Here is a 20,369-nt window from a genome sequence, read left to right as displayed (position 1 = left end):
ACAGAAGGGCGTCCCAGAACAATCGAACCGAGGAGCCGACGATGCCTCCGCAGCGCAAGGACCAGGACGGTGACGAGCAGGACCGCCGTGATTTCGACCCCCGTTCGAGCAACCACGCGCTCTTCGCGTACAAGCTCCGCACCTACCGCGAGCGCGAGGGCCTCAGCCAGACCGAGGTCGGAGCGTTCTGCAACGTCTCCAACAAGATGATCAGCGCGATCGAGAACCTGTACCGCATCCCGAACGACCACGTCGCCGCGAGGCTCGACCTGCTCTTCGGAGTCGACATCTTCGCGGACCTCTACTGGCTCATCCTCCGCGAGCTGCGGCTGACCCCGGGCTTCCTCAGCTACACCAGGGAGGAGACGCGGGCGGACGTCATCCGCATCTTCGCGCCCATGCTCATTCCCGGTCTGTTCCAGACGGAGGCTTACGCGCGCGCCGTGCTCAGCACGGAAACTCCGGAGGGTGAGGTCGAGCAGGCGCTCGCGGTACGGATGGCTCGCCAGGGCATCCTCGACCGGGAGACTCCGCCGTTCATCATCGCCGTGATCAAGGAGTCCGCGCTCCGCGAGCCGGTGGGGGGACGGGAAGTCCACCGGGAGCAGCTTGACCACCTGCTCGAACTCGCCGGTCGTCACCACATCACCGTCCAGGTGCTCCCTGACGGCGCGCCCGTGTACATCACCGGCATGCTCGCCGTCTTCGGCTACACCGAAGAGGCCGATCTCGCGTACGTCGAGGCGCCCGTGGACAACGGGCACATGGTCGAACCTCCCGCCCTTGTGCTCCGGCTCGCCATGGCGTTCGATCGTGCCAGAGGCGAGGCTCTGTCCGTGGCAGAGTCCGAAAGGCGGATCCGCTCGATCAGGGAGGGTTTGTGAGCGAACACGCTCCCCGGTGGCGTAAGTCGAGCCATTCCGGGGCGACGGCCAGCAGCGATTGCGTCGAGGTGGCCGCGTTGGAACCGGCGGTCGGAATTCGCGACTCCAAGGCCCCTGACGAGCCGCATCTGCGTGTGAGTCATTCTGCGTTCGCGGAGTTGCTGGGGCGCCTTCGGTAGCGGTCTGGTGTGGCGGCGTCCCGTCCTGGGCGGTTGGGGCGGGGCGTTCGGGGGTGGCGGGGCGGGTGGATGGGAAGATCGAGAGGGTCGTCCCGTCCAACCGAGGAGAAGCCCGGCATGGCCGTCATCCACAACACCGAACTCAAGCCGTCCAAGCTGGAGCTGCTGGCCGTCTGGCTGCCGTCCCGGGCCTGGTACCGGGGCACGGACGAGCCGGAGCTGGCGAAGGCGGGCGGGTTCCGGCTGGACGACCCCGAGGGCGAGGTCGGCATGGAGTTCATGGTGGTCACCGACTCCTCGGGTGATGAGCCGGTCACCTACCTCGTCCCGCTGACGTACCGCGGTGCGCCGCTGGACGGGGCCGAGGACGCGCTCGTCGGCACCATGGAGCACGGCGTGCTCGGTCGGCGCTGGGCCTACGACGGCTACCAGGACCCGGTGCTGGTCGCGCAGTTGCTGGCCCTGATCGAGGGACGCGCCGAAGCCCAGCACCAGAACCAGAGCGACACCCCCGACCGCGAGGTCACCCGCGCGTACAGCGGCGCCGGTTTCGACCCGGCGGTCCTCACCGCGATCGACGACGAGGACGGCACGGAGCTGCGCGGCCCGCAGGGGACGGCCGTCCGCCTGAACCGCGTCCTGCGCTCCACCTCGGACCTGCCCGAAGGCGCCACCGGTCACCTCAGCGGCGCCTGGACCGCCCCCGACGGCACCGCCACCCACGGCCTCTTCGCCGTCACCCGCTGAACGGGAGGCCCGTCTCGGCGTGAGAGGCGGCCCTTATCCGAGCCACGTGATGTTGAGGATGATCAGCGTTCGGCTCTCCTCGTTCACGTGGAAGTCGAGGAGGCCGTGGGGGCCGAACTGGGTCTCGCGGTACTCGAGGCCGTTCTTGGGGCGGACGAGCCAGGCGTCCCACGGCTCCTGCTGGAGACGGATGATCCGCTCCATCAGGAGTTCGTAGGTCGGCTCGTCCGTCAACAGGTCGTTGAACTGCTTGGCCGCGAGAGTGGTCAGCCGCAGGTCATAGCTCACCGCCGGGTCGGGCGCTGCGGGAGGGGGTGGAGGTCCTCGGGACGGGCCGACCAGGCCTCTTCGACCGAGGCGTCGAAGCCTGGGGTCGAGTAGGCCGCGGCCCGTAGACGCCAGAGGTGCAGGAGGTCGCGGAGCTGCTTCCAGCGCCACACTTCGTGAGCGGCCTCCAGCGCCTCCCGGTACTCGGCGAGGAAGGCCTCGTGCCACTGCTCGGGCAGCGTCTTGAGGATCTCGGCGGGATCGTCGGGATCCGGGCTGCTCAGCGGTTGCGCCGTCATGTTCCGAAGGTTACCCGGACGGGTTGCGTGATCACTCGCCCTTGTAGACGGGTGGGCGCTTCTCCTTGAAGGCGAGGGAGCCCTCCTTGGCGTCCTTGGAGCCGATGACGGGCCAGCCGATCTCGTCGGAGATCTTGAGGGCCTCGTCCTCGGGGAGGTGGACGGTCTCGCGGTAGGTGCGGAGGATGGCCTGGACGGCGAGGGGGCCGCAGGCGGCGATCTGGTCGGCCAGGGCGCGCGCCGCGTCCAGGGCCGTGCCCGAGGGGACGACCTGGTTGATCAGGCCCATCGCGAGGGCTTCCTGCGGCGTCACCGAGCGGGCCGTCAGGAGGATGTCCATGGCGTTCGCGTAGCCGATCTGGCGGGGGAGGCGGATCGCGCAGCCGCCCATGGGGAACAGGCCGCGTTTCGCCTCGTAGAGGCCGAGGGTCGCGTCCTCGGCGACGACGCGCAGGTCGGTGCCGACGAGGAGTTCGGTGCCGCCCGCAACGGCGTAGCCCTCGATGGCGCAGATGAGCGGGACCGTGGGCTGGCCTTCGCGGAGCAGGCCCTTCCAGTGGAAGTTCTGGATCTGCTGCATCCGCTCCTGGACGCGCGGGTCGGACGGCGGCGTCCCCATGGCCTTGAGGTCGGCGCCCGCGCAGAAGTGGCCGGCGGCGCCGGTGAGGATGCCGACGCGGACGTCGGGCGTCTCCGACATGTAGGCCCACGCGTCGGCGAGGCCCACGAGCATCGCGGACGACAGGGCGTTGCGCGCCTCGGGGCGGTTCATCGTGACGATCACGACGTGGCCGTCCCGCTCGACGGTGCAGTGCTCGGTGCTGATCGGCAGTGCCTCGGCCATGGCCACCCTCCGCGACGTCCGGAAAACAGGAACAGATTCTAGTGACGATCTGCTGCCGCCAACAGGTCTTGCCGGACAAAACGAGAACGTGATCTACTTTGGCCGTGTCGGAGGTGACACTCCGGCGACGCATGCGATCACCGAGGGAGAGCCGATGGGATCGTTGGGCTTCTGGCGGCTGGCTCAGGCCGACCCGGAGTGGGTCGCGGCCGTCGATCCGGACGGAACCGAGTACCGGGCGGGAGACCTGCTCGCCCGCGCGAACCGCGTCGTCCACGGTCTGCGCGCGCTCGGGCTGGAGAAGGGCGACGGCATCTGCGGGCTCGTCCCGAACGGTGTCGAGGGGCTGGTGCTGTACCTCGCCGCGCTCCAGGCGGGCTGGTACTACACGCCGATCAACTGGCACCTGACCGGCCCGGAGATCGGTTACATCGTGGCCGACAGCGAGGCGAAGGCGTTCTTCGTCCACGAGCGGTACGGGCAGGCGGGCGCGCAGGCGGCCGAGGAGGCGGGCCTGGAGGCGCGCCGGCGGTTCGCGTTCGGCGACGTGCCCGGGTTCCGGCCCGAGGCGGAGCTGGAGGAGGGGCAGCCCGATTCGCTTCCGGACGACCGGAGCAACGGCGCGACCATGCACTACACGTCCGGGACGACCGGACGGCCCAAGGGCGTGAAGCGCGGCCTGCACGGCATCGACCCGGACGACGCGGCCGAGCTGATGACGTTCCTGCTGGGCATGTTCGGCATCCCGCCCGGACGTCCGGCCGGGAACGCGCCGCAGGCGCACCTGATCACCTCGCCGAACTACCACACGGCGGTGACGCAGTTCGGCGGGACGGCCCTCCAGATGGGCCACACGCTGGTGTACGTCGACCGCTGGGACGCCGAGGACACGCTGCGCCTGATCGAGAAGTACGGGATCACGAACACGCACATGGTGCCGACGCACTTCAAGCGGCTGCTGTCGCTGCCCGAGGAGGTGCGCAAGCGCTACGACGTGTCGTCCATGAAGTGGGCGATCCACGCCGCCGCGCCCTGCCCGGTGCCGCTGAAGAAGCAGATGCTCGACTGGTGGGGCGACTGCATCTGGGAGTACTACGCGGCGACCGAGGGCGGCGGGACGATCGCGTCCCCGCAGGACTGGCGCGCGCATCCCGGGACGGTCGGCAAGGCGTGGCCGATCAGCGAGCTGCTGCTGGTGGACGACGACGGCGAGCCCGTCCCGCCGAACACGCCCGGCACGATCTACATGAAGATGGCCAGCGGCGACTTCGAGTACAAGGGCGACAAGGCCAAGACGGAGCAGTCGCGGCTGAACGGCTTCTTCACGGTCGGGGACGTCGGGTACCTCACCGAGGACGGCTTCCTGTTCCTGTCCGACCGCAAGTCGGACATGATCATCTCGGGCGGCGCGAACATCTACCCGGCCGAGATCGAGAACGAGATCATCCTGCATCCGAAGGTCGCGGACGTGGCCGTGTTCGGCATCCCGGACGAGGAGTGGGGCGAGCAGATCAAGGCTGTCGTCGAGCCCGCCGAGGGCGTCGCGCCCGGCCCGGAGCTCGCCGCCGAGATCCTGGCGTCCCTCGAAGGGCGCCTCGCGAAGATGAAGTGGCCGCGCACGATCGACTTCATCGAGACGATGCCGCGCGAGCCGAACGGCAAGCTCCTCAAGCGCAAGCTCCGGGACCCCTACTGGAAGGACCGCGAGCGTGCCATCTGACCAGCCGAACCACATCCTGGAGTTCCCCGGCGGCTACACCCGCTCGGTGGGCCCGGTCATCGGACGCTTCCTGTCCGAGCTGCGCGACGGACGCCTCAAGGGCGTGAAGACGAAGACCGGCCGCGTGCTGTTCCCGCCGGTCGAGTACGACCCCGACACCGGCGACGACGTGACCGGGGAGTTCGTGGACGTCGGTCCGGTCGGGACGGTCACGTGCTGGTCGTGGGTCCCGAACCCGCGCAAGACGCACCCGCTCGACCGTCCGTTCGCGTGGGCCCTCATCCGCCCGGACGGCGCGGACACGGCGATGCTCCACGCGCTCGACATGGGCGTCTTCGAGCAGGGCGCGAAACCGCCGCGCCAGTTGAAGACGGGGATGCGCGTCCGGCCCCGCTGGCGGGCCGAACGCGCCGGCGGCATCGGCGACATCGAGTGCTTCCAGCCCGAGGTCACGATGATCAACGCGCCGAGCCGGCTGGAGTACCGCCTCCAGGGCGGCCGGGCGCTCGACCGGTTCCTGGAGGGCATCGAGCAGGGCCGGATCCTCGGCCACCGCTGCGGGGTCTGCGGGCAGGTCATCGTCCCGATGAAGGGCCTGTGCCCCAAGGACGGCGTGCCGACGTCCGAGGAGGTCGAGCTCCCGCACACCGGCACCGTCACCACCTTCGCGGTGAACAACCTGCCCGACCCGCGCGCGCCCGAGGTGCCGTTCGTGTCCGCGTACGTCCTGCTGGACGGCGCGGGGCTGACGATGCTGTCGCTGGTCGCGGGCATCCCGGCGGACCGGGTCCGGATGGGCATGCGCGTGAAGGCGGCCTGGCGTCCGCGCGAGGAGTGGACGCGGTCGATGTCGAACATCAAGTGGTTCGAGCCGCTCGACGAGCCCGACGTCCCCTTCGACGAGATCAAGGACTACCTCTGATGCGTCCCGTAGCCGTGGTCGCGTTCGCGCAGACCCGCCACGCGGGCGAGGACGCCGGGCTCTCCGAGACCGAGCTGCTCGCCCCGATCATCACCGAGATCAAGGAGCGCACCGGGATCGACCGGTTCGGGTTCACCTGCTCCGGCTCCAACGACTACCTCGTCGGCGCGCCGTTCTCGTTCGTGTCCGCGCTGGACGCGGTCGGCGCGTGGCCGCCGATCTCCGAGAGCCACGTCGAGATGGACGCCGCGTGGGCGCTGTACGAGGCGTGGGTGAAGCTCCAGCACGGCGAGATCGACACCGCCCTGGTGTACGGGTTCGGCAAGACCTCGCAGGGCGACTACCCGGAGATCTTCACGCAGGGCCTCGACCCGTACTACCTCGCGCCGCTCGGCGTGGACCAGGTGTCGCTGGCCGCCCTCCAGGCCCGCGCCCACCTCGAAGCCTCCGGCGCGGACGAGGACGCCCTGCGCGCCGTCGCCGTCCGGGCCCGCGCGGCCGGACGGGACAACCCCTTCGCCCTCCACCTGGACGAGCCGTCCGACGCCGCCGAGTACGAGGTCGCGCCGCTGCGCCCGCACGACGTCGCGCCGGTTACCGACGGCGCGGCGGCGATCGTCCTCGCGGCCGGGGACCGGGCCCGCGAGCTGGCCGAACGTCCCGCGTGGATCGCCGGGATCGACCATCGCAGCGAGCCGCACCAGCCGGGCTTCCGTGACCTGACCCGCTCCCCGTCGGCGGCGCTCGCCGCCGAGAAGGCGGGCGGGACGGCGGGCGTGGAGGTCGCCGAGCTGCACACCCAGTTCAGCCACGAGGAGCCGATCCTCCGGGACGCCCTGAAGCTCGGCGACGACGTGGCGGTCAACCCGTCCGGCGGGCCGCTGTCGGCGAACCCCGTGATGGCGACCGGGCTGATCCGGATCGGCGAGGCCGCCGCCCGGATCGCCGACGGGACGGCGGCGCGCGCCCTCGCGCACGCCACGTCCGGACCGTGCCTCCAGCAGAACCTCGTCTGCGTCCTGTCGGGAGAACAGCAGTCATGAGCAACCCGTGCGCCGTGATCGGCGTGGGCCAGACCGCCTACAAGACCAAGCGCCCGGACGTGTCGATGGCCGGGCTGCTCCGCGAGGCCGCCCGCCGCGCCCTGGAGGACGCGGGCCTGACCTGGACCGACATCGACGCCGTCGTCATCGGCAAGGCGCCCGACCTGTTCGAGGGCGTGATGACGCCGGAGGGCTACCTCGCCGACGCGCTCGGCGCGGCCGGCAAGCCGATCATGCGGGTGCACACCGCCGGGTCGGTGGGCGGCTCGACCGCGAACGTCGCGGCCAGCCTCGTCCAGTCGGGCGTGCACGACCGCGTCCTCACCGTCGCGTGGGAGAAGCAGTCGGAGTCGAACGCGACGTGGGCGCTGACCGTGTCCGGGCCGTACACGACGTCGCTGGTCGTGGGGGCGGGCGGCTACTTCGCGCCGCACATCCGCGCGTACATGCGGCGCAGCGGGGCCCCCGACCACATCGGCACGCTCGTCGCCGTCAAGGACCGGCAGAACGCGCTGAAGAACCCCTACGCGCACCTGAAGATCCCCGGCATCTCGCGCGAGATGGTCGAGTCGACGCCGATGCTGTGGGAGCCGATCCGCTACCTGGAGACCTGCCCCTCGTCGGACGGCGCGTGCGCGATGGTGCTGGCGTCCGAGGACGCGGCGCGCAAGGCCCCGAACCCGCCCGCGTGGGTGCACGGCACCGCGATGCGGTCCGAGCCGATCTTCTTCGCCGGGCGCGACACGGTGAACCCGCGCGGCGGCATCGACTGCGCCGCCGACGTGTACCGCCAGGCCGGGATCACCGACCCGCGCCGCGAGATCGACGTCGCCGAGGTCTACGTGCCGTTCTCCTGGTACGAGCCGATGTGGCTGGAGAACCTCGGGTTCTGCGGCGAGGGCGAGGGCTGGAAGCTCACCGAGGCCGGCGCGACCGCGCTGGACGGCGACATCCCGTGGAACGCGTCGGGCGGCGTGCTGTCGTCCAACCCGATCGGCGCGTCCGGGATGATCCGGTTCGCCGAGGCGGCGCTCCAGGTGCGCGGCATGGCGGGGGAGCACCAGGTGGACGGCGCGCGGCGCGCCCTCGGGCACGCCTACGGCGGCGGCGCGCAGTTCTTCGCGATGTGGATCGTCGGCAGCGACAAACCCTGACAAACCGGCCCGTCCACCCCCGGAGGCCACGATGGAGTTCAACCACGCCGATCTGTTCGAGGGGGTCTCCGACGCGATCGGGGACCGCGTCGCCGTCGTCTGCGGCGACCGCCGCCTCACCTACGCCGAGCTGGACGCGCACGCGAACCGGCTCGCGCACCACCTGCGCGCCGCCGGGGTCGGGCCGCGCCAGCACGTCGCGATCCAGCTCTACAACGGGATCGAGTACGCGGCGGCGATCCTGGCGGCGCTGAAGATCCGGGCCGTCCCGATCAACGTGAACTACCGGTACGTCGAGGACGAGCTGCGCTACGTCTACCGCGACTCCGACAGCGTCGCGCTGGTCTACGACGCCGAGTTCGACGACCGGGTCGCCGCGACCCTCCCGGACGCGCCGGAGCTGCGGCACCTGATCGCGGTCGGCGACTCCGCGATCGAGGGGGCCGTCCGGTACGAGGACGCCGTCGCCGCGCAGCCCGGCACCCGCGACTTCCCGGCGCGCTCCGCCGACGACACCTACATCATCTACACGGGCGGCACGACCGGGATGCCCAAGGGCGTGATGTGGGGCATGGAGAGCATGCTCCGCGCGTTCTGGAACCCGACCTTCCCGCCCCCGGACAAGCCCGAGGACGTGGTCGAGCTGGCCCGCTCGTCCGGGCCGATGGTCATGATGCCGATCGCACCGCTCATGCACGGCGCGGCGCAGCAGGCGACGTTCATCTCCTGGTGCATGGGCGCGACCGTCGTCTACACGCGCCGCTTCGAGCCCGCCGACGTCTGGCGGACGATCGAGCGCGAGCGGGTCAACTCGCTGACGATCACCGGCGACGCGATGGCGATCCCGCTGGCGGACGAGCTGGCGCGCGGCGGCTACGACACCTCGTCGCTGCTGGCGTTCGTCTCGACCGGCGCGATCCTCACCGGGACGGTCCGCGACCGCATCGCCGCGCTGCTGCCGAACACGATGATCCTGGACCGGTTCGGGTCGACCGAGTCCGGTTCGACCGCCGAGGCCGTCGCGGGCAGCTCGCCCGAGAAGGGCCTGCGGTTCCACCCGGACGTGCCGGACATCGCCGTCCTGGACGACGCGCTCAAGCCCGTCCAGCCGGGGTCCGGGGTGATCGGGCAGCTCGCCCGCACCGGCCACATCGCGCGCGGCTACTACAACGACCCGGAGAAGACGGCCCGCACGTTCCCCGAGGCGGAGGGCCGCCGCTGGCTGCTCACCGGCGACATCGCCACGGTCGAGGCGGACGGCACGATCGCCGTCTTCGGCCGCGGCTCGCAGGCGATCAACACCGGCGGGGAGAAGGTCTTCCCGGAGGAGGTCGAGGCCGTTTTGAAGGGCCATCCGGACGTCTACGACGCGGTGGTCACCGGCATCCCGGACGAGCGCTGGGGCTCGCGGGTCGCCGCCGTCGTCCAGGCCGTGCCCGGCGCGACGCCCGACCGGGACGGCCTGGACGCGCACTGCCGCAAGCACCTGTCGGGCTACAAGGTGCCGCGCACGTACGCCTTCGTGCCGGAGATGAAGCGCTCCCCGGCGGGCAAGGCGGACTACCGCTGGGCCCGCGAGATCGCCCAGAACGCCTGAGCCGCCGCGCCCGGGACGCCTGAGCCGCCGCGCCCGGGAGATCGCCCAGGGCGCGCGATCGGGAGTGCGGGGCGGGTCAGCCGAGGCCGCGGGCCGCGAAGGTGAGGGTCAGGTCGGCCTCGTCGGCGGCCGGGGCGTCCTCGGCGAGGTGCCAGCAGATCTGGTAGGTGACCTCGTGGGTGTCGCCGTCGCCCTGCGCCCGCCAGTTGCCGAAGCCGCGCTCGGGCCGCTCCGGGCTGGTGCAGTCGGCGAGGGAGCCGGTGAAGACCGGGTAGGGGAGCTGGCGGCGGGACGACTCGTAGATGCCGACCCGGATGTGCTCGGCGCACGGGGACGGGGCGTCCTCGCGCCGGACCCGCATCGCGACGACCGCGTCCCGGTCGCCGGTGTAGCGGACGGTGACCGCCCGGGTGCCGCGTTCGCCGGGGGCGACGCCGCTGAGGCGGAGGTGGACGGCGGCCTCGTCACCGGAGGAGAGGCCCACGGTCTCGGTGGAGAGGATGTTGGTGCTCAAGAGTCTTGCCCCCGCGCGGAATCGTGTTCGTCTCGCGCGCGCCGCGTCCGGGCACGGGTTCGCCCTGGTACGGCACGGATCGCCGGTCAGTGGTCCAGACCACTGCCGAGTATAGATCGTGTTCCGTGATGCTTTTCACGTTTCGTTCCGGATCGGCCCGGAGAAAAAGTTCCGGTGCGTCCGCAACCTTTCGGCGCGCCCCGTGGTCTCATGGCGCGTGACGAAAATGATCCGGAGGGGAGCGGCCGTCCTGCTGGCGATGGCTCTGGCCTCCCCCGCCCTCACCGGCTGCAGTGATTCCAAGTCCGACGGCGACGCGAAGGCGACCGCCTCCGCTCCCGGGGCCGCCTCGCCGAGCGAGGTGACCGGCGCCGGCACCGCGTCCCCGGGCGCGGACGGCTCGACCGCCGGGGCCACCTCGTCGCCCAAGCCGAGCGGCTCGCTCAAGGCGGCCAAGCTGCCCGTCCCCGACGATCTCCACGGCGCGCTGGAGGACACCTACTTCGCGTCCGCCAAGCACACCTATCCGAAGGCCAAGCAGGAGAACGTCGTCCCGCCGAGCCACGTCCTGTTCGGCAAGGTGACCGGCGCGAACGGCGGCGTCGAGTTCTACGCCGCCGCCGACATCGGCTTCAAGGACATCCCGCTGTCCCGCCAGGACGGCCCGCACGTCTGGAAGAAGGACGACAGCCAGACCGCCTGGACCTACGCCGGCGACACCGGCGGCAACCTGTGCGGCAAGGTGCCGCCCGCGCTCGTGCAGGCGTGGGGGAAGACCTGCCACTGACGACCCGGCGGCGGGCGTCCGGTGCCGGACGCCCGCCCGGGATCTTCCGGAACGGGTAGCGTTTGCCCAGGAGAGACGCCGTGGAGGTGATCGGTGACCCCCGAACGGGCCCGGATGGCAGAGGAGCTGCGCGCCGCGATGCAGCGCAGCACGATGTACACGGTGCTGCTGCACCACGCCACGGCGGCCAAGGCGGGGCTCAACGTCACCGACGCGCAGTGCATCAACGCGCTCGTCCTGGACGGCCCGCAGACCCCGGGGCAGCTCGCCCAGCTCATGGGCATCACCACCGGCGGCGCGATCACCGCCGTGATCGACCGGCTGGAGCGGGCCGGGTACGTCAAGCGCAGCCGCGACCCCGCCGACCGGCGGCGCGTGATCGTCGAGCCCGTGCGGGAGCGGGTCGCGGCGTTCGGCGCCTACTTCGAGCCGATCGCCCGCGCGTTCGGCGGGCGGATGGCGGGCCTCGACGACGACCAGCTGCGCGTCCTGCTCGGCTGGATCGAGGAGAACAACCGGATCATGCCGTCGGTCATCGAGGAGATCCGCGACATGGCCTAGCCCCGGCTGCCGGGCGGCTCGCGTGCTCACGCGGCTCGTGCGGCTGCCGGGCGGCTCACGTGGCGATGCGGCCGCGGAGCAGGTCCATGAGGGTGGCGTGGACGTCGTCCAGCGGGCGGTCCGGCTGGAGCGTGCGCCAGTCGAGCGCGACCGTCAGCACCATGCCGAACACCGCCGACGCGGCCATGTCCACGTCGAGGTCGGCGCGCAGGTCGCCCGCGTCCACCGCGTCCCGCAGGACGTCGCCGACCGCGCCGATCGTCCGCTCCCGGATCAGCCGGGCGGCGTGCGGCCAGTCGCCGCCCGACCGCCACGTCTCGGCGAGCAGCAGCCGAGCGAACGGCTCGTGCTCGCCGATGAACACCAGCTCCGCCCGGACGACCGCGGCGAGCGCGTCGAGCGGCGCGAGCCCGGCCGCGGCGTCCCGCAGCGCGGTGCCGAACCGCTCGACGCCGTACTCCAGCAGCGCGGTGAACAGCGCGCTCTTGCTGCCGAAGTTGTAGTAGACGGTGCCCTTGGCGACCCCGGCGCGCTCGGCGATCTGGTCGACCGAGGCCGCCGCGAAGCCGCGCTCGGCGATCAGTTCGATCGCGGCGGTGAACAGCCTCTCGCGCGTCGCCGTCCGGCTCACCTGTGGTCTCCGCTCAGAGCTTGAGGACGGGGTGCAGCCGCTTCATCGTCCACACCCGGTTGCCGCGGACGGCGAGGGCGGTCAGCGCGAGCGCGCCGGCCAGGAAGGCCGCCAGCACTCCCGTACCCTGCCACACCGGGGTCAGCTCGCCGCCGCTGATCAGCCGCCGGACGCCGTCCACCACCCAGGACATGGGCAGGAACGGACGGATCGCCTGGAAGAACCCGGGGCTGGTCTCGATCGGGTAGGTGCCCGCCGCCGAGGTCAGCTGGAGCATCAGCAGCGCCAGCGCGATCACCCGCCCGACCGGCCCGAACTTCACGTTCACCCACTGGATCACGGCGAGGAACGCCGCCGACGCGAGCGCCAGGAACGCGATCAGCCCCGGCCACCGCTCGGCGTGCAGGCCGAGCGCGGGCGCCCAGCGCAGCACCGCCAGCACGACCGCGACCTGCGCGACGCCGATCGCGGCGGCGGGCAGCCAGCCCGCGAGCGCGACCCGCCAGGCGGGCGCGGTCCCGGCCGCGGCGCGCGGGTTCACCGGCCGCAGCAGCATGTAGACGATCATCCCGCCGACCCACAGCGACAGCGGGACGAAGAACGGCGCGAACCCGGTGCCGTAGTTCGGCACGGCGTTCTCGGTCGTGCTGGCGAGCTTGACCGGGCTGCTCATCATGTCGGCGCGGGCGTTCCGCTCGTCCGAGCCGTAGTCCGGGACCTTGTCCGCGCCCTCGCTGAGCTTGCCGTTCAGCTCGCCGCCGCCCTGCGCGGCCTTGGCGTTGCCGGCGCTGATCTGCCCGATCGCCGTCTCCAGCGTCACGGCGCCGCCCGAGAGCCGCCCGATGCCGGAGGTGAGCTGCGTCGAGCCGTCCAGCAGCTTCCCGGACCCGGCCGACACCTTGGACGATCCGGTCGCGAGCTGCCGCGCCCCCGCGTTCAGCTTGTCCACGTTGCGGCGGGCGGACTCGACCTTGTCGGCGAGCGTCGGCGCGTCCTTGGCGATCTTCTGCGCGACGGCCTTGAGTTCCTTCGCGTTCGCGGCGAGCCGCCTCAGGTCGCCGGTGTGCGTCCGGACGAACGTGTTCACCCGCCGCGCGATGTCGGTGACGCGCTCCGCGGAGTCGGTGAGCCGCTGCCGGACGTCCGCCGGGATCTCCGGGTGCGCCGCCAGGTACTTCTCGAGGTCGGCCTGCGCCGCCTCGGCGCGCCGGAGCGCGTCCGCGGACTGGGCCGGGAGTTCACCGGCGGCCCCGGCCAGCGCGTCCGCGCCGCGCGCGACGAGCAGCGCGCCGTCCCTGATCTCGGGCGCGTGCCGCCGCAGCAGCGGGACGACCGTGTCCGCCGCGTTCCCCACGGCCGTGTCGAGCCGCTGGACGCCCGCCGCGAGCTTCCGGTTCCCCGCCGCGACCTGGCTCGCGCCGTCCTGGAGCGTGCCGAGCCCGTCGGTGATCTGCTGAGACGCGCCGTGGGCCTTGCCGATGCCCTGCGCGAGTTCGCCCGCGCCGCTGTGCACCTTGCCGCCCGCCTCGGCGAGCTTCCGGTTCCCCTCGGCCAGCTCGCCCGCGCCCTTCGCGGCCTTCTCCAGCTGCCCGTGGAGCGTTCCGAACGACACGAAGATCTGGTCGAGGTACTCCTTGGTCGCCGAGTCCCCGGCCGCCGCGCTGATCTCCTTGAACGCCGCCTGCGCCAGCGTCCCGACGACGTAGTTGTTCGAGTCGTTGATGCGGACCTTCAGATCCGCCGGGCTCGGCAGCGACTTCCCGGACGCCCCCGCGATCCGGGCGCTGAAGTCCGCCGGGATCGTCAGCGACATGTAGTACTTCCCGTCGCGGACGCCCTTCTCGGCGGTCGCGCCGTCCACGGTCCTCCAGTCGAACACCTGCCGCTTCTTCAGCTGCTCGGCCAGGTCGTGCCCGGCCTCGACCTTCCTGCCGTCCGCCTGCGCGGGTCTGTCGTCCACGACGAGCGCGACCGGCAGGTTGTGCAGCCGTCCGTACGGGTCCCAGAACGACCACAGGTACAGCCCGGCGTACAGCAGCGGCAGCAGCACCATCCCGACCAGCGCGACCATGGTCAGCGGATGCCGGCGGAACCGCCGCAGCTCCAGTTCACCCGTCGTCAGCGAGGGGAGTCTCATCGGGGGTTCTCCAAGTGCAGGTCGAGGGCGAGGCCACGCGCGGGGGCGGGATCCTGGCAGGACGCGACGACGGTGACGCCCGAGTCGGCGATGGCGCGCAGCCGCTCCCAGAGGGCGCGCTGCCGGTCGAGGGGGAGACCCTCGTCCACGTCGTCGAGCAGCAGCAGGCCGGGACGTCCGACGAGCGCGCACGCCGCGCCGAGCAGCCGGGCCTCCTCGGGGGCGAGCTCGTCGGCGGTCAGCGTGACGTCGAGGTCGCCGAGCCCGACCCGCTCCAGCGCGCGCCGCACCCGCTGCGCCCGCCCGCGCCACCGCCCGAACAGGCCCTCGTGCAGGTCGAGCGCCTCCCCGACGTGCTCCCGGACGGTCAGCGCCGGATCCAGCTCGTTCACCCCCGCCACGATCCCGAGCGCCGAGATCCGCTGCACCGCCCGCAACCGGTCCGGCAGCCGGAACGGCCCGACGACGGCCTTCCCGCCGGTCGGCTTCATCCGTCCGCCGAGCGTGAGCAGCAGGGCCGTCCGCCCCGTCCCGCCCGCGCCGCTCACCGCGAGCAGCCCGCCCGCCGGAAGCGTGAACGAGACGTCCGCGTAGACCATGCCGCGCCTGCCGCGCATCGACAGACCGTCCGCGGAGACCCGCACCGGCTCACCCACCCCAGCCGTCCGCCCGCGCCGCGCGCGCCTGCCCCCCTCTGAAGCGCGCACGGCCACGGGCCCGGCCGACCCGCTCCGGGCCTCCGCCCCGCTCCGGGCGTCCGTTCCGTCCGACCCGCTCCGGGCCTCCGCCCCGCTCCGGGCGTCCGTCCCGTCCGGGACGACCGGCCCGGCGGCGGGCGCCTCGATCCCCCCGGTCGCACCGCCCGCCGCCGGAGTCCTTCCGAGCTCGTCATCCGTCGCCATCGGATCCCTCGCCACTTTTGAACTGACCGGTCAGTACAAAAGTACCCGGCAGGCCTCCGGTCATGTGCCCGATTCCGCGTGAGCTTCACCACCGGTCCCACTGGCCGCACGGAAGGCGCTTTGGCAGGATCTGCCCGAGGAGGTGCGCTGTTGGAACCGTTGCGCCCCGGCGATCCGGCGGAGATCGGCGGGTACCCCGTGCTGGCCCGGCTCGGCGAGGGCGGCATGGGCCAGGTCTATCTCGGCGTCAGCGGCGGCGGACGGCACGTCGCGCTCAAGATGGTCCGGGACGGCCTGGACGACCCGCAGTCCCTGGCCCGCTTCCGCCGCGAGGTCGCCACCGCCGAGCGCGTCCGCAGCCGCTACGCCGCCGCGATGGTCGCCGCCGGGCTCACCGCCCCGCCCTACTGGCTGGCCACCGAGTACGTCCCCGGCCTCACCCTGCGGCAGGCCGTCGAGCGCCGCGGCCCGCTGCCCCCGCACCTGTGCCTCGCCCTGCTCGCCGCCCTCGCCCGCGGCCTGGCCGAGATCCACGGCCAGGGCGTCCAGCATCGCGACCTCAAACCGGGCAACGTCATCCTCGCCCCGGACGGCCCGAAGCTCATCGACTTCGGCATCGCGCGCGGCTCCGACCAGACCCAGATCACCCGGACCGGCGCGTGGGCGGGCACCCCCGGCTACGTCGCCCCCGAGGTGATCCGCGAGCAGGCCCAGACGACGGCCGCCGACGTGTTCTCCCTCGGCGGGACGATCGCGTACGCCGCCACCGGACGTCCGCCGTTCGGCGGCGGCCCGGTCGAGGCGCTCCTCCACCGCACGCTGACCGGCGACATCGACGTCGCGGGCGTGGAACCGCGCCTGGCGTCCCTGATCCGCATGTGCGCCGAGAAGGACCCGGCCCGGCGCGTCCCGCTGGGCCGCCTGGTCGAGCTGACGGCCGACGCCGCCCCGCTCGCCGCCGACCCCGCTTACCGCGGCGCGCTCAGCACGGCCGAGCACCTGCCTCGCAACCGTTCCGAGGCCGTCACCATGGGCCTGGCCCCGGAGCCGCCTCGCCGCCCCCGGCTGCTCCTCCCGGCCCTCGCGGCCGGAGGCGTCGGCGCGGTGGCCGTCGCCGTGGCCCTGGCCGTCCAGTTCCTGCCCGGCGGGCACGGATCACCCAAGGGCGGGACGGCGAACCAGGCGGGCGCGCACTCGTCCGACCCGTCGGCGGGCCGGACGGGCGCGACGGGCCGGACGGGCGGGACGGCGCCGAACGGATCGGGCTCGCCCTCGTCCGGGAGGCCGTCCGCGCCGTCCGCGCCGTCCGCGCCGTCCAACGGCGTCCCGCCGGAAAAGATCACCGTCCAGCCGCTGGACGAGCACTTCAAGGACCTCCAGTGGAAGGACACCAACACCGGCTGCCTCCCCAACTCCCGCACCGAGCCCGACACGCCGCCCGAGATCCAGACCGCGGCCCCGCGCTCGGCGGCCGACGTCAAGGCGGGCGGCTCGGCCACGCTGTCGCTCCGGTTCAAGTACCAGTGGCCGTCGAACTACTACGTGGCGGCGCAGGTGCGCGAGCCCGTGTCGCTCCAGGGCAGCGACGCCAGCGGGATCGTCGTCAGCAAGCCGAAGCCGCTCCCGACCAACGGCGAGTTCCGCGACTTCACCTTCCCGGCGGACTTCACCGGCGAGGCAGCGACGACGGCCGCGCTGGTCAAGGGCAGCTACACGGTCGTGTGGCTGCACGTCCATCCCAACGGGGACGCGTACTACATCAGCTGCGACGGCTTCGCCGTTCCGTGAGCCGTTCCGTGAGCCGGGTCGTAGGCCTCGGCCGTGAGCCGGGGCCGTGAGGCCGGGTGGGTTATTGGACGGGGTGTTGGATATGGGATGCTGCGCGGCATGAGTGACTCGTCCGCCGCTGTGCGGGGGCTCGCGGGGCTGCTGGTGTCGGCCGGGACGATGCATCTGCTGGCGCCCCGGCCGTTCGACGCGATCGTGCCGCGCTCGCTGCCCGGGCCGGCGCGCGCGTGGACGTATGCCAGTGGGGTCGCCGAGATCGCGTGCGGGGTCGCGGTGGCCGTCCCGCGGACGCGGCGGGCCGGGGCGCTGGCGACGGCCGCGCTCTTCGCCGGCGTGTTCCCGGCCAACGTGAAGATGGCGCGCGACTGGCGTGACAAGCCGCTGCCGCTGCGGGCCGCCGCCTACGGGCGCCTTCCGCTCCAGGCTCCGCTGGTCGCCTGGGCGCTCAGGGTCGCCCGCCGGGCGCGCTGACCGCAGCGGACGCCGTCCGGCTCAGCGGACGGCGACGATCGCGCTGCCGTGTCCGAAGAGGCCCTGGTTGACGGCGATGGCGGCGCGGGCGTTCTCGACCTGGCGGGACTCGGCCCGGCCGCGGAGCTGCCAGGTCAGCTCGCACACCTGGGCTATCGCCTGCGCCGGGATGGCCTCGCCGAAGCAGGACAGGCCGCCGGACGGGTTGACCGGCACGCGTCCGCCCAGCGTCGTCGCGCCGGAGCGCAGCAGCGCCTCGGCCTCGCCCTCGGCGCACAGGCCGATGTCCTCGCACCAGTCGAGTTCGAGGGCCGTGGACAGGTCGTAGACCTCGGCGAACGAGAGGTCGGACGGTCCGATCCCGGCCTCCTCGTAGGCGGCGTGGGCGATCGCGGCGCGGAACGGGCGTTCGGGCGGCGGGACGGTCATCGCGGAGTCGGTCGCGAAGTCCGGCAGGTCGAGGACGGTCTTGGGGAACGTCGGGGTCACGGTCGAGAGGCCCGCGATCCGGACGGGGTCCGTGACGCCGCGGCGGCGCGCGAAGTCGGCCGAGGCGAGGACGAGGGCCGCGCCGCCGTCGCTGGTGGCGCAGATGTCGAGCAGGCGCAGCGGGTCGGCGACGACGGCCGAGGCGCGGACGTCCTCGACCGTGACCTCCTTGCGGTAGCGGGCGTTCGGGTTGGCGAGGCCGTGCCGCGCGTTCTTGACCTTGACGGCGGCGAAGTCGTCGGTGGACGCGCCGTACAGGGCCATGCGGCGGCGCGCGTACAGCGCGAAGTAGGTCGGGTTGGACGCGCCGAGCAGGCGGAAGCGGAGCCAGTCCGGGTCGTCCGGGCGGTCGCCGCCGACGGGCTTGAAGAAACCCTTGGGCGTGGTGTCCGCGCCGACGACGAGCGCGACGTCGGCGAGGCCCGCGAGGATCTGCGCGCGGGCGTTCGCGATGGCCTGCGCGCCGGACGCGCAGGCGGCGTAGCAGCTCGACACGCGCGCGCCCGACCAGCCGAGCGCCTGCGCGAACGTCGCGCCGGACACGAAGCCGGGGTAGCCGTTGCGGATGGTGTCCGCGCCGGCGACGTACTGGACGTCCGGCCAGGTCAGCCCGGCGTCCGCGAGCGCGGCGCGGGCGGCGGCGAGGCCGTATTCGACGAAGTTGCGGCCCCACTTGCCCCACGGGTGCATCCCCGCGCCGAGGACGACGACGTCGGTCATGAGACGGGCCTCCACATCCAGATCGTGTAGACGGCTTCGTCGTCCTCGTAGAGGACGCCTTCGGTGAGCTCGACGTCCATGCCGACGGACAGGTCGTCCACGCCGATCTCCGGGACGGCCTGCCCGAGCACGACCATGCGCTCGGCCTCCAGCTCGACCGCCACGATCGCGAACGGACGGAACGGGTCGGCGGCCACGTAGGGCGGGGGCGGCTGGTAGCGCGCGTCGGTGTACGACCACACCTTGCCGCGCGCCGAGAACTCGTGCGGGACGAGTTCGGAGCCGTCCTTCGGCCCGGCGCAGCCGGGGTTCCGGCAGGCCAGCTGGTTGCGGGGGAAGTAGGGGGTGCCGCAGGACGAGCAGCGCGTGCCGAGCAGGCGCGCGGTGCCGTCCGCGGCGGTGAACCATCCTTCGGCGGCGGGCCGCCGCTGCTTGGTGCCGCTCACCCGCGCAGCTTACCAACCAAGCGCACGCTCAAATCAAGGGTGAATCCGGCTCCGAACGCCACGGCGTAGAGGACCAGCACGTAGAGCGCGGTCGCCGTCCAGTGGCCGTGCTCGAAGGCGACGCCGCCCGCCGACCCGCCGATCGACGAGCCGAGGTAGTAGGCGGACAGGTACAGCGCGGACGCCTGCGCGCGGCCGGTCTCGGCGCGCAGCCCGACCCAGCCGCTCGCCACCGCGTGCGTCCCGAAGAACCCGCAGGTGAAGATGAGCAGCCCGACGCCGACGAGGACCAGGACCGGCGGCAGCGTCAGCAGCAGCCCGGCGGCGGCGAGGGCGACCGCGCCCAGCAGGACGGGCCGCCTGCCGATCCGGTCGGCGAGCGTCCCGGCCCGCGCCGACGCCGCCGACCCCGCCAGGTTCATCACCGCGATCAGCGACACGACGGCCATCGGCAGGTGGAACGGCGCGTCCAGCAGCCGGTAGGTGAGGAAGTTGTAGACGGTCACGAACCCGGCCATCGCGGTGAGCGCGATCAGGTAGAGGCGGCGCAGGCCGGGGTCGCGCAGGTGGGTGAGCAGGCGCCGGTAGTCGACGCGTCCGGGCGTGAAGAAGCGCGACGGCGGCAGCAGCGCCCAGAACGCGAGCGTGAAGCCGAACGCGACGACCGCGGTCGCCGCGAGCGCCCAGCGCCAGCCCGCGGCGTCCGAGACCAGGCCGGGGACGAGCCGTCCGAGCACGCCGCCGATGCCGGTCCCGGCGACGTAGCGTCCCATCGCGCCGCCGAGCGACTCGGCGTGCACCTCGTCGGCGAGGTAGGCCATCGCGACCGCCGGGACGCCCGCGAGCGCGACCCCCTGGACGGCCCGCACGACCGCCAGCTCGGCGAACGTCGAGCACAGCGGGATCACCAGCCCGACCAGCGCGGACGCCACCGACGACACGAGCATCACGCGCGTCCGTCCGAACCGCTCCGACAGCGAGCTGATCGGGATGACCGCCAGCGCGACCGCGCCCGTGGCGAGCGACACGAGCAGGCTCGCGCGCGCAGGCGAGACGTCGAACGCCTCCGACAGTTGCGGCAGGAGCGCCTGCGTGCAGTAGAGCGACATGAACGTGGTGAGCCCGGCGGCGAAGAGGGCGAGGTTGATCCGGCGCAGCCCGGCGGAGCCCGTCCGATGCCGTTCGAGAGGGGAATCGAGGGAGGATCCGAGTACGGCGGTCATGCCGGAAAGCGTGCGTCGGGCGGGAGTGATGCGTCCAATGACGT

Annotated in this window: 22 protein-coding genes; 12 read left to right on the top strand and 10 right to left on the bottom strand. The window is 72.6% G+C overall.

Annotation, left to right across the window (positions count from 1 at the left end; translation table 11 throughout):
• The first annotated feature begins 41 nt into the window (after positions 1–41).
• The 3 genes from ACFPCY_RS23775 to ACFPCY_RS23765 all read left to right on the top strand — a co-directional run bounded on the left by ACFPCY_RS23775 (position 42) and on the right by ACFPCY_RS23765 (position 1,810).
• Positions 42–884 carry a helix-turn-helix domain-containing protein gene (locus ACFPCY_RS23775; RefSeq protein WP_378258639.1) on the top strand — a complete coding sequence of 281 codons (843 nt, stop codon included), beginning with the start codon at positions 42–44 and terminating at the stop codon, positions 882–884.
• Entirely contained in the window at positions 881–1,063 is a 183-nt protein-coding gene (locus ACFPCY_RS23770) for a DUF397 domain-containing protein (protein WP_378258637.1), read from the top strand. Before ACFPCY_RS23775 ends, ACFPCY_RS23770 begins: the two co-directional genes overlap by 4 nt.
• Positions 1,064–1,180: 117 nt before the next feature.
• Complete coding sequence (locus tag ACFPCY_RS23765; protein WP_378258635.1) at positions 1,181–1,810, top strand: maltokinase N-terminal cap-like domain-containing protein; 630 nt, start codon at positions 1,181–1,183, stop codon at positions 1,808–1,810.
• Positions 1,811–1,843: 33 nt separating this feature from the next.
• On the opposite strand, the gene ACFPCY_RS23760 is transcribed toward ACFPCY_RS23765, so the two are convergent.
• From ACFPCY_RS23760 to ACFPCY_RS23750, 3 genes are read right to left on the bottom strand one after another with little or no spacing between them, the layout of a single operon-like run.
• Positions 1,844–2,098 carry a hypothetical protein gene (locus ACFPCY_RS23760; RefSeq protein ID WP_378258633.1) on the bottom strand — a complete coding sequence of 85 codons (255 nt, stop codon included), beginning with the start codon at positions 2,096–2,098 and terminating at the stop codon, positions 1,844–1,846.
• Positions 2,095–2,376, bottom strand: coding sequence for a DUF6247 family protein (locus ACFPCY_RS23755; protein ID WP_378258631.1), 282 nt, complete (start codon positions 2,374–2,376; stop codon positions 2,095–2,097). Before ACFPCY_RS23755 ends, ACFPCY_RS23760 begins: the two co-directional genes overlap by 4 nt.
• A gap of 31 nt (positions 2,377–2,407) precedes the next feature.
• A complete protein-coding gene (locus ACFPCY_RS23750) occupies positions 2,408–3,220 on the bottom strand; it encodes a crotonase/enoyl-CoA hydratase family protein (RefSeq protein ID WP_378258629.1) in 813 nt (270 codons plus the stop codon).
• 154 nt (positions 3,221–3,374) lie between these two features.
• Between ACFPCY_RS23750 and ACFPCY_RS23745 the strand changes: the two genes are divergently transcribed.
• Genes ACFPCY_RS23745 through ACFPCY_RS23725 form a run of 5 tightly spaced genes read left to right on the top strand, consistent with a single transcriptional unit; the run spans position 3,375 to position 9,656 of the window.
• Entirely contained in the window at positions 3,375–4,940 is a 1,566-nt protein-coding gene (locus tag ACFPCY_RS23745) for an acyl-CoA synthetase (RefSeq protein ID WP_378258627.1), read from the top strand.
• Positions 4,930–5,862 carry a Zn-ribbon domain-containing OB-fold protein gene (locus ACFPCY_RS23740; RefSeq protein WP_378258625.1) on the top strand — a complete coding sequence of 311 codons (933 nt, stop codon included), beginning with the start codon at positions 4,930–4,932 and terminating at the stop codon, positions 5,860–5,862. The genes ACFPCY_RS23745 and ACFPCY_RS23740 overlap by 11 nt, the downstream gene beginning before the upstream one ends.
• The gene (locus tag ACFPCY_RS23735; RefSeq protein WP_378258624.1) at positions 5,862–6,905 is read left to right on the top strand and encodes a thiolase domain-containing protein; all 1,044 of its coding nucleotides are present in this window, start codon (positions 5,862–5,864) and stop codon (positions 6,903–6,905) included. The genes ACFPCY_RS23740 and ACFPCY_RS23735 overlap by 1 nt, the downstream gene beginning before the upstream one ends.
• Positions 6,902–8,059 (top strand): thiolase domain-containing protein, encoded by a 1,158-nt coding sequence (locus tag ACFPCY_RS23730; protein WP_378258622.1) that lies wholly within the window; start codon positions 6,902–6,904, stop codon positions 8,057–8,059. Before ACFPCY_RS23735 ends, ACFPCY_RS23730 begins: the two co-directional genes overlap by 4 nt.
• Positions 8,060–8,090: 31 nt before the next feature.
• Entirely contained in the window at positions 8,091–9,656 is a 1,566-nt protein-coding gene (locus ACFPCY_RS23725) for an acyl-CoA synthetase (RefSeq protein WP_378258620.1), read from the top strand.
• A gap of 76 nt (positions 9,657–9,732) precedes the next feature.
• On the opposite strand, the gene ACFPCY_RS23720 is transcribed toward ACFPCY_RS23725, so the two are convergent.
• Positions 9,733–10,170 (bottom strand): hypothetical protein, encoded by a 438-nt coding sequence (locus tag ACFPCY_RS23720; RefSeq protein WP_378258618.1) that lies wholly within the window; start codon positions 10,168–10,170, stop codon positions 9,733–9,735.
• 217 nt (positions 10,171–10,387) lie between these two features.
• On the opposite strand from ACFPCY_RS23720, the gene ACFPCY_RS23715 reads away from it, so the two are divergent.
• A complete protein-coding gene (locus ACFPCY_RS23715) occupies positions 10,388–10,957 on the top strand; it encodes a hypothetical protein (protein ID WP_378258617.1) in 570 nt (189 codons plus the stop codon).
• A 93-nt stretch (positions 10,958–11,050) separates the two neighbouring features.
• Entirely contained in the window at positions 11,051–11,518 is a 468-nt protein-coding gene (locus tag ACFPCY_RS23710; protein ID WP_378258615.1) for a MarR family winged helix-turn-helix transcriptional regulator, read from the top strand.
• A gap of 55 nt (positions 11,519–11,573) precedes the next feature.
• On the opposite strand, the gene ACFPCY_RS23705 is transcribed toward ACFPCY_RS23710, so the two are convergent.
• The 3 genes from ACFPCY_RS23705 to ACFPCY_RS23695 are packed head-to-tail and all read right to left on the bottom strand — an operon-like array spanning position 11,574 to position 14,930.
• Entirely contained in the window at positions 11,574–12,149 is a 576-nt protein-coding gene (locus tag ACFPCY_RS23705; RefSeq protein ID WP_378258612.1) for a TetR/AcrR family transcriptional regulator, read from the bottom strand.
• Between the two features lie 13 nt (positions 12,150–12,162).
• Positions 12,163–14,286: a YhgE/Pip family protein gene (locus tag ACFPCY_RS23700; protein WP_378258611.1), complete on the bottom strand. Its 2,124-nt coding sequence runs from the start codon at positions 14,284–14,286 to the stop codon at positions 12,163–12,165.
• On the bottom strand, positions 14,283–14,930 hold the full coding sequence (locus tag ACFPCY_RS23695) for an ATP-binding cassette domain-containing protein (protein WP_378258609.1): 648 nt from the start codon (positions 14,928–14,930) through the stop codon (positions 14,283–14,285). The genes ACFPCY_RS23700 and ACFPCY_RS23695 overlap by 4 nt, the downstream gene beginning before the upstream one ends.
• Positions 14,931–15,338: 408 nt before the next feature.
• On the opposite strand from ACFPCY_RS23695, the gene ACFPCY_RS23690 reads away from it, so the two are divergent.
• On the top strand, positions 15,339–16,976 hold the full coding sequence (locus tag ACFPCY_RS23690; protein WP_378258608.1) for a serine/threonine-protein kinase: 1,638 nt from the start codon (positions 15,339–15,341) through the stop codon (positions 16,974–16,976).
• Between the two features lie 99 nt (positions 16,977–17,075).
• A complete protein-coding gene (locus ACFPCY_RS23685) occupies positions 17,076–17,447 on the top strand; it encodes a DoxX family protein (protein ID WP_378258603.1) in 372 nt (123 codons plus the stop codon).
• 21 nt (positions 17,448–17,468) lie between these two features.
• Here ACFPCY_RS23685 and ACFPCY_RS23680 read toward each other — a convergent pair whose 3' ends face one another.
• Genes ACFPCY_RS23680 through ACFPCY_RS23670 form a run of 3 tightly spaced genes read right to left on the bottom strand, consistent with a single transcriptional unit; the run spans position 17,469 to position 20,325 of the window.
• Entirely contained in the window at positions 17,469–18,656 is a 1,188-nt protein-coding gene (locus ACFPCY_RS23680) for a lipid-transfer protein (protein ID WP_378258601.1), read from the bottom strand.
• Complete coding sequence (locus ACFPCY_RS23675; RefSeq protein WP_378258599.1) at positions 18,653–19,102, bottom strand: Zn-ribbon domain-containing OB-fold protein; 450 nt, start codon at positions 19,100–19,102, stop codon at positions 18,653–18,655. Before ACFPCY_RS23675 ends, ACFPCY_RS23680 begins: the two co-directional genes overlap by 4 nt.
• Positions 19,099–20,325 carry an MFS transporter gene (locus ACFPCY_RS23670; RefSeq protein WP_378258598.1) on the bottom strand — a complete coding sequence of 409 codons (1,227 nt, stop codon included), beginning with the start codon at positions 20,323–20,325 and terminating at the stop codon, positions 19,099–19,101. Before ACFPCY_RS23670 ends, ACFPCY_RS23675 begins: the two co-directional genes overlap by 4 nt.
• Positions 20,326–20,369: the final 44 nt, after the last annotated feature.

The sequence above is a fragment of the Actinomadura gamaensis genome (genome assembly GCF_042652125.1).
GTDB lineage: Bacteria > Actinomycetota > Actinomycetes > Streptosporangiales > Streptosporangiaceae > Spirillospora > Spirillospora gamaensis.
This window is presented reverse-complemented; position numbering and strand designations above follow the sequence as displayed.